This is a genomic window from Arthrobacter sp. 35/47, assembly GCF_000520475.1.
Lineage (GTDB): Bacteria > Actinomycetota > Actinomycetes > Actinomycetales > Micrococcaceae > Arthrobacter_D > Arthrobacter_D subterraneus.
In genome coordinates, this window is record NZ_KI914597.1 from 29,261 (window position 1) to 35,888 (window position 6,628).

At 66.3% G+C, this 6,628-nt stretch carries 6 protein-coding genes; 5 read left to right on the forward strand and 1 reads right to left on the reverse strand.

Going from position 1 to position 6,628, the window contains the following annotated elements; translation table 11 throughout:
• The 5 genes from X803_RS0109425 to X803_RS0109445 form a co-directional block, all read left to right on the forward strand.
• On the forward strand, positions 1 to 916 hold a 916-nt coding region (locus X803_RS0109425), incomplete at its 5' end, for a carbohydrate ABC transporter permease (RefSeq protein WP_026544953.1).
• Positions 913 to 1,818 (forward strand): carbohydrate ABC transporter permease, encoded by a 906-nt coding sequence (locus X803_RS0109430; RefSeq protein ID WP_026544954.1) that lies wholly within the window; start codon positions 913 to 915, stop codon positions 1,816 to 1,818. The genes X803_RS0109425 and X803_RS0109430, both read left to right, overlap by 4 nt.
• The gene (locus X803_RS18960; protein WP_051470622.1) at positions 1,815 to 2,426 is read left to right on the forward strand and encodes a hypothetical protein; all 612 of its coding nucleotides are present in this window, start codon (positions 1,815 to 1,817) and stop codon (positions 2,424 to 2,426) included. The genes X803_RS0109430 and X803_RS18960 overlap by 4 nt, the downstream gene beginning before the upstream one ends.
• Positions 2,427 to 2,452: 26 nt before the next feature.
• Complete coding sequence (locus tag X803_RS0109440) at positions 2,453 to 4,420, forward strand: beta-galactosidase (RefSeq protein WP_051470623.1); 1,968 nt, start codon at positions 2,453 to 2,455, stop codon at positions 4,418 to 4,420.
• Between the two features lie 101 nt (positions 4,421 to 4,521).
• Positions 4,522 to 6,210 (forward strand): thiamine pyrophosphate-binding protein, encoded by a 1,689-nt coding sequence (locus X803_RS0109445; protein ID WP_253907435.1) that lies wholly within the window; start codon positions 4,522 to 4,524, stop codon positions 6,208 to 6,210.
• Positions 6,211 to 6,214: 4 nt separating this feature from the next.
• On the opposite strand, the gene X803_RS0109450 is transcribed toward X803_RS0109445, so the two are convergent.
• The coding region (locus X803_RS0109450) for a hypothetical protein (RefSeq protein WP_216699049.1) at positions 6,215 to 6,628 on the reverse strand (414 nt) is incomplete at its 5' end.

Consider the following 6,628-nt stretch of genomic DNA (forward strand, 5'->3'; position numbering starts at 1 on the left):
GCCCCGCCGGACGGGTGGGCAGCCCAGACGAAAAGGCAACAGGGAGAACCTCGCCGGGTATCTTTTCCTCTCCCCCTGGCTGCTCGGGCTCTTTGCCCTCACCCTGGGCCCCATGCTCTTTTCGCTCTACCTCGCCTTCACGGACTACAACATCTTCACCGCCCCCAAATGGTCCGGCCTGGCCAACTTTGAACGGATGGCGGGCGACACCATCTTCTGGGGTTCCGTTCAGATCACCCTGATCTACGTACTCGTGGGAACGCCCATCAAGCTCGCCGCCGCCCTCGGGGTGGCCATGCTGCTGAACTTCAAGTCGAAGGGCACCGCGTTCTTCCGCTCGGCGTTCTACGCACCCAGCCTCATCGGCGCGTCGGTCAGCATCGCCATCGTGTGGCGCGCAATGTTCTCCGCTGACGGCCCGGTTGACAGTGGCCTGAGCCTGTTCGGCATCAACCTCGGCGGCTGGGTGGGCGTTCCCGCCCTGATCATGCCGATGATGATCCTCCTGGCGGTCTGGCAGTTCGGCGCCCCGATGGTCATCTTTCTGGCCGGCCTGAAGCAGATCCCCACTGAACTCTATGAAGCAGCATCCGTGGACGGTGCAAAGGCCTGGCGCAAGTTCCTGAGCGTCACCCTGCCGATGCTCTCTCCCGTGATCTTCTTCAACCTGCTGCTCGAGATGATCGGCGCGTTCCAGATCTTCGCGTCCGCCTACATCATTGGCTCGGGCACCGGCGGGCCTGCGGGAGCCACCAACTTCTACACCGTCTACCTCTACACCCGCGCGTTCACGAACAACCAGATGGGCTACGCCTCGGCGATGGCCTGGGTGCTCCTGATCGCGGTGGGCATCCTCGCTTTCATCCTTTTCCGCACCTCCAAGAGCTGGGTGCACTACGGAGGTGACACCAAGTGACCACGATCGAAACAAACCCCACGGCCGTCCCCCCGGTCCAGCCGGTACGCAAGCGCCGTCAGACCCCACGCAAGACCGCCGCGACGGTGGTCTGGATCATCGGCATTGTGGTGCTGACCGCCGTCGTGCTTTATCCGCTCATGTGGATGATCTCGGCGTCCTTCAAGCCCAGCTCGGAGTTCGGCTCGAACCAGGGTTTCCTGCCCGAGAACCCCACCGTCGACAACTTCGTGAAGGTCATGGAGGGCGTGGCCGGCATCCCCACCTGGAAGTTCTTCTGGAACTCCACCATCCTGGGCGTCGGCGCCGTGATCGGTACGGTCATCTCCTCATCGATGGCGGCCTACGCGTTCGCCCGCCTCGACTTCAAGGGGCGCCCGCTGTTCTTCACCATGATGATCGGCACCCTCCTGCTCCCGTTCCACGTGCTGATCATCCCGCAGTACATGATCTTCCGGAACCTCGGCATGGTGGACACGTTCTTCCCCCTGCTGGTCGGCAAGTTCCTGGCCACCGAGGCGTTCTTCGTCTTCCTGATGGTCCAGTTCATCCGGAACCTGCCCAAGGAACTCGACGAGGCGGCGCGCATTGACGGCTGCGGCCACTGGCGGATCTTCTGGTCCATCACCGTCCCGCTGATCAAACCCGCACTCATCACGTCCTCGATCTTCGCGTTCATCTGGAGCTGGAACGACTTCCTCGGCCCGCTGCTCTACCTGAACTCGCCTGACAACTACCCGCTGCCGCTCGCACTGCGCGTCTTCAATGACCAGTCGAGCGCCTCCGACTACGGAGCAACCGTGGCGATTTCCGTTCTCGCCCTGCTGCCGGTCATGCTGTTCTTCGTGATCTTCCAGCGATTCCTCGTTGACGGCGTGGCCACCCAGGGCCTGAAGGGATGACACCCCGCAAACGGCGCGAACTTCCCGACGGTACCCAGCTCAAGTGGCCGGGCGCCGAGGGGAAGTTCGCGCTGTTCGCGGAAGTACTGTGGATGGGCATCCTCACCGTTGCCGGCGGTCTGCTCATCATCACCCTCCCGGCCGCGATCAGCGCCTCCACCCGTCACCTCCACCGCTACCTGCTGGCGGAGCGCTCCACACTCGGCCAGTGGTGGTCGGACTTCCTGTCCGCCCTCCGCACCGGCTGGGTGGTGGGATTGACGACGACGGCGCTTGCCGCCGTCCTGCTCTTCAACCTCCTGCTCGCCGGCACCCAGGTGCTGCCGGGCTGGCAGGCGGTGTTCGCCGTCGGGCTGGTGGCGCTTACCGCGCTCGCGCTGGCCCTGCTGCAGTCGGCGGTGCGTTGGAAGCCTTCCACGGGGTGGCGGCAGGCGGTCCGGGACGGCGTGGGCTCGTTCGCCACGGATCCGGGGGCGATTGTTCCGCTGATTGTCGCGCTGGTGCTCACCGTCGTCGTGACCTGGCAGTTGCCGCCCCTGATTGTGCCCGGAATGGGCTGTCTTGTTTTTGCTGTGCTCGTAGTGAAGGAACGCGAGCGCAAGCGCTGAATCCCCATCCCGAAAGGAACACCACCGTGCACTACGGCGGCGATTACAATCCTGAACAGTGGCCGGAATCGGTCTGGCCCGAGGACATTGCGCGGATGCGCGAGGCCGGGGTCACCATGGTAAGCCTCGGCATCTTTGCGTGGGCGCGGATCCAGCCTGCGGAGGACGTCTACGATTTCGGGTGGCTCGACCGCGTGATCGACCTGCTGCACGAGGGCGGTATCGCCGTGGACCTGGCAACTGCGACGGCGTCGCCCCCGCCGTGGATGACCATCGTCTACCCGGACATCCTCGCCGCGGATGAGAACGGCGCGCCGTACTGGCACGGGAGCCGGCAGCATTACGCGCCGTCATCGCCGTCATACCGCCGGCTCGCGGGCGCTTTGGTTCAGCGGATCGCCGAGCGGTACGCAAGCCATCCCGCAGTGGTGCTGTGGCACGTGAACAACGAGTACGGCTGCCACCTGAACCTGGACTACTCGGACTCTGCGCGGGATGCCTTCCGGGGGTGGCTGCGGAAGAAGTACGGGTCCCTGGATGCGTTGAATGAGGCCTGGGGCACCTGGTTCTGGGCCCAGCACTACGAGTCCTTCGACCACATCTTCCCGCCGCGGAAGGCGCCGTACAGCCACAACCCGGGCCAGCTGCTCGACTTCCGCCGGTTCACCTCGGACATGCTGCTCGAGTGCTACCGGATGGAACGGGACATCATTCGCGCCGCCGGGGCCACCCAGCCCGTCACCACCAACTTCATGGGCGCCTTCAAGCCCGCGAACTACTGGGAATGGGCGCAGGAGATGGACGTCATTTCCGATGACTGCTACCCGGACCCGAACGACCCTGAGAGCTTCCGCGCCGGCGCGTTCCAGCGGGACCTGATCCGCTCCTTCAAACCGGAGACGCCGTGGCTGCTGATGGAGCAGTCCACCAACGCGCTCAACTGGCGGCCCACCAACGCGCCCAAGGCGCCGGGCCAGATGCAGGCCCTGTCGATGCAGTCCGTGGGCCGTGGCGCCGACGGAATCCTCTTCTTCCAGTGGCGGCAGTCCCGGGCCGGCGCCGAGAAGTTCCACTCGGCGATGCTGCCGCATGCCGGGACATCCACCCGGACCTGGCGCGAGGTGGTCCAGCTCGGCGGGGAGCTCGCGTCCCTGCCCGTGCTGCCCGCAGGATCCCGTGACGCCCGCGTGGCCATCGTGTTCGACTGGGAGAACTGGTGGGCCCTTGAGGCGCCGGACCACCCGGTGGTGCTCGACTACGTCGAGTGCGTTCAGCGCTGGTACTTCGCCATCCACCGGCAGCATGTGCAGGTGGATTTTGTTCAGCCGACGTCGGACGTTTCCGGGTACGCCGTCGTCGTCGCGCCCCAGCTGTACCTGCTCGGTTCCTCCGGGGCTGCGAACCTGACCCGCTTCGTGGAGGGCGGTGGGCACCTGCTGGTCACCGCGTTCAGCGACGTGGTCGACGAGCACGACCGGTTCCGGAAGGGCGGTTTCCTCACCCAGCTCGGGCCGCTGCTCGGCGTCACCGTCGAGGAGTTCGGCGCGCTGGTGCCGCCTGCCTCGGACGGTCCGGGCCCGCGTTCTGCGCCGGTTTCCTTTGAAACCGGCTTCGACGGCCTGTACCTCGCCGAGGAGATCGCCGCCGTCGACGCCGAGGTGCTCGCGTCCTTCAGCGGCGGCCGCACCGCAGGTCTGCCCGCCTTCACTGCCCGTTCCATTGGTGCCGGCCGCGCCTACTACCTCGCGACAATTCCCGACGACGACGGCGCACGCCTGGTGAGTGCGCATGTATTCGCGGGTGCCGGCGTCGTGCCTGTGCTTGAGGGATTGCCCTCGACCGTGGAGGCCGCCCAGCGGGGCGACGTGGTGACCCTGATCAACCACGGTCCGGATGCCGTCGCGATCGAGGTCACCGGGACGGACCTGCTCGCGGGTGAGGCTGTGGACAAGGTGCACCTGGAGTCATTCGGGTACGCGCTGATACGCCGCTGAGGTCTTGCGCACGCCTGGGATGCGGGGGAACCCGCGGATGCGGGCGTGCTACCTCGGAGCGCATACCCTATTCACGACGACACAAAGGAGTGGATAGAACCATGACGAGCGCCAGCACACACGTTCCGGAAGCAGGAGCGGCCGCGATGTTTCCGGATGAGGGGCATGTTTCGGCGGCGGTGGCTGATGCTGTTGCGGAGCGTGCCGGGCATTTGTTCGGGTTGATGGGCAATGGGAACGCGCATCTGATCAGCCGGCTCACCAGGCGCGGTTTCCCGTTCACTTCGGCGCGGCATGAATCGGCGACGGTGGCGATGGCGGATGCGTATCACCGGGCTACGGGTGGGGTTGCTGCGGCGACCACCACGTATGGCGCCGGGTTCACCAATGCCTATACGACTCTGGCCGAGGCGCGTATTGCCCGTATTCCGCTGGTCCTGGTGGTGGGGGATGCCCCGGCCGGCGGGCCGCGCAACTTCGACATTGACCAGGTGAGGGCTGCTGAGGCGGTGGGGGTGCGGACCCTGGTGGCAGGTCCGGGGAATGCGGCGGCGATCACTCACCGTGCGTTTGATCTTGCCGTGCAGACGGTGCAGCCGGTCATTGTCGCGATCCCGTATGACCTCGCGACGGCGCCGCTGGCGGAGCCGGAGACCCTTGAGCCGCTTCCCGCCAAGGCCGTCTGGCCCCCGCAGGAGAGTGACCTGGAGCGTGTGGCTGCGCTGCTTGCGGCGGCGGAGCGGCCGGTGGTGATTGCCGGACGCGGTGTGGTGCTCGCTGATGCCGCCTCGCCGTTGCGGGAGATCGGCGACCGGCTGGGAGCGCTGTTCATGACGTCGGTGATGGCGATCAACGCGTTCGGCAGCCAGTGGGACCTCGGCGTCGCGGGCGGATTCACGCGCCGTCACCGTCTCGAGGTGGCGCGGCAGGCCGACGTCGTGCTGGTGGTCGGCGCGAGCATGAACATCTTCCAGACCCGGTACGGGACGCTGTTCCCGGAAGGGACAAGGATTATCCGGGTGGATAACGAGCCCGATGAGGAACACCCGATTGTGGTGGATTACATCCGATCCGACATCCGGCCATTCGTTGAGCGTCTGCTGGGGCGGGTGGAGCCCGCAACGTCCGCGTGGCGGGAGCGTGTCCCGGAGGTGGCGGGGGAGGAGTTCCGGTCCTCCTCGCCGACGGAGGATCCGGTGGAGTTCGGGCCGGACGGGAGGCTGAATCCGCGGGCCGTGGTTGCCGCGCTGGAGGGTATTCTCCCGGCGGAGCGGTCCGTGGTGATGGATGGCGGGCACTTCATCGGGTGGGCGCCGATGTACCTGTCGGTGCCGGATCCGCACGCGATGATCCTGGTGGGGACGGCGTTCCAGTCGATCGGCATGGGGTTCGGTTCCGCGGCTGGGGTGTCTGTGGCGAGGCCGGAGCGCGTCACGGTGCTGGTCAGTGGTGACGGCGGCGGGCTCATGGGGTTGGCTGATTTTGAGACGTTCCTGCGGGTTACCCGTCGGGGTGTGGTGATCGTGCTGAATGACTCGGCGTATGGTGCCGAGCTGCACCAGTACGCGGCCAAGGGGCTGCATAACGCGGCGATGCTGATCGATGAGGTGGATTTCGCCGCCGTCGGGCGTGCTCTCGGTGCCAAGGGCGCCAAGGCCTACTCGCTGGCCGACCTGGCCGAGCTGGAGTCCTGGCTCGCCACCGGCGACGACGGCGTGTTTGTCCTCGACGTCGCCATCTCCCAGCAGGTGGTCGCCGAATTCATGGCCGAATCAGTCGCCAGGAAGTAAGCGGCTACCGTTCTTCGGCTGCCGGACCTTCGTTGCGTTCCCGGTTGCGCTCCTCGGCGCGGCGCCGGAAATACCGCCGCGCGGGTCCGGCCCAGGACAGGATGAGGATGATCGTGAAGAGGTTGTTCGCGAGTCCGCCGAACACCTGAAACGGCACGATCTGCACCAATGCCGTGATCACCAGCACGCCCAGGAGCACGGTCTTTACCGCCTTCAGCGCCTGCGCGCTCAACGGCTTTGGCCACTCGAGCGTTGCCGTCACTTCTTCATGCCTGTCCGCGCGCTGCATCGGTCCCCTTTCCTCCCTTAAGGTTAGCGCGCTGACGGCCCTCGCGCGGCAGGTCCGTGGCACCGGGCCGGCCCTTGCGTGGTGCCGCCCCTGACCGCGCAGGTCCGTGGGCGCGCAGAAACTGCCGGG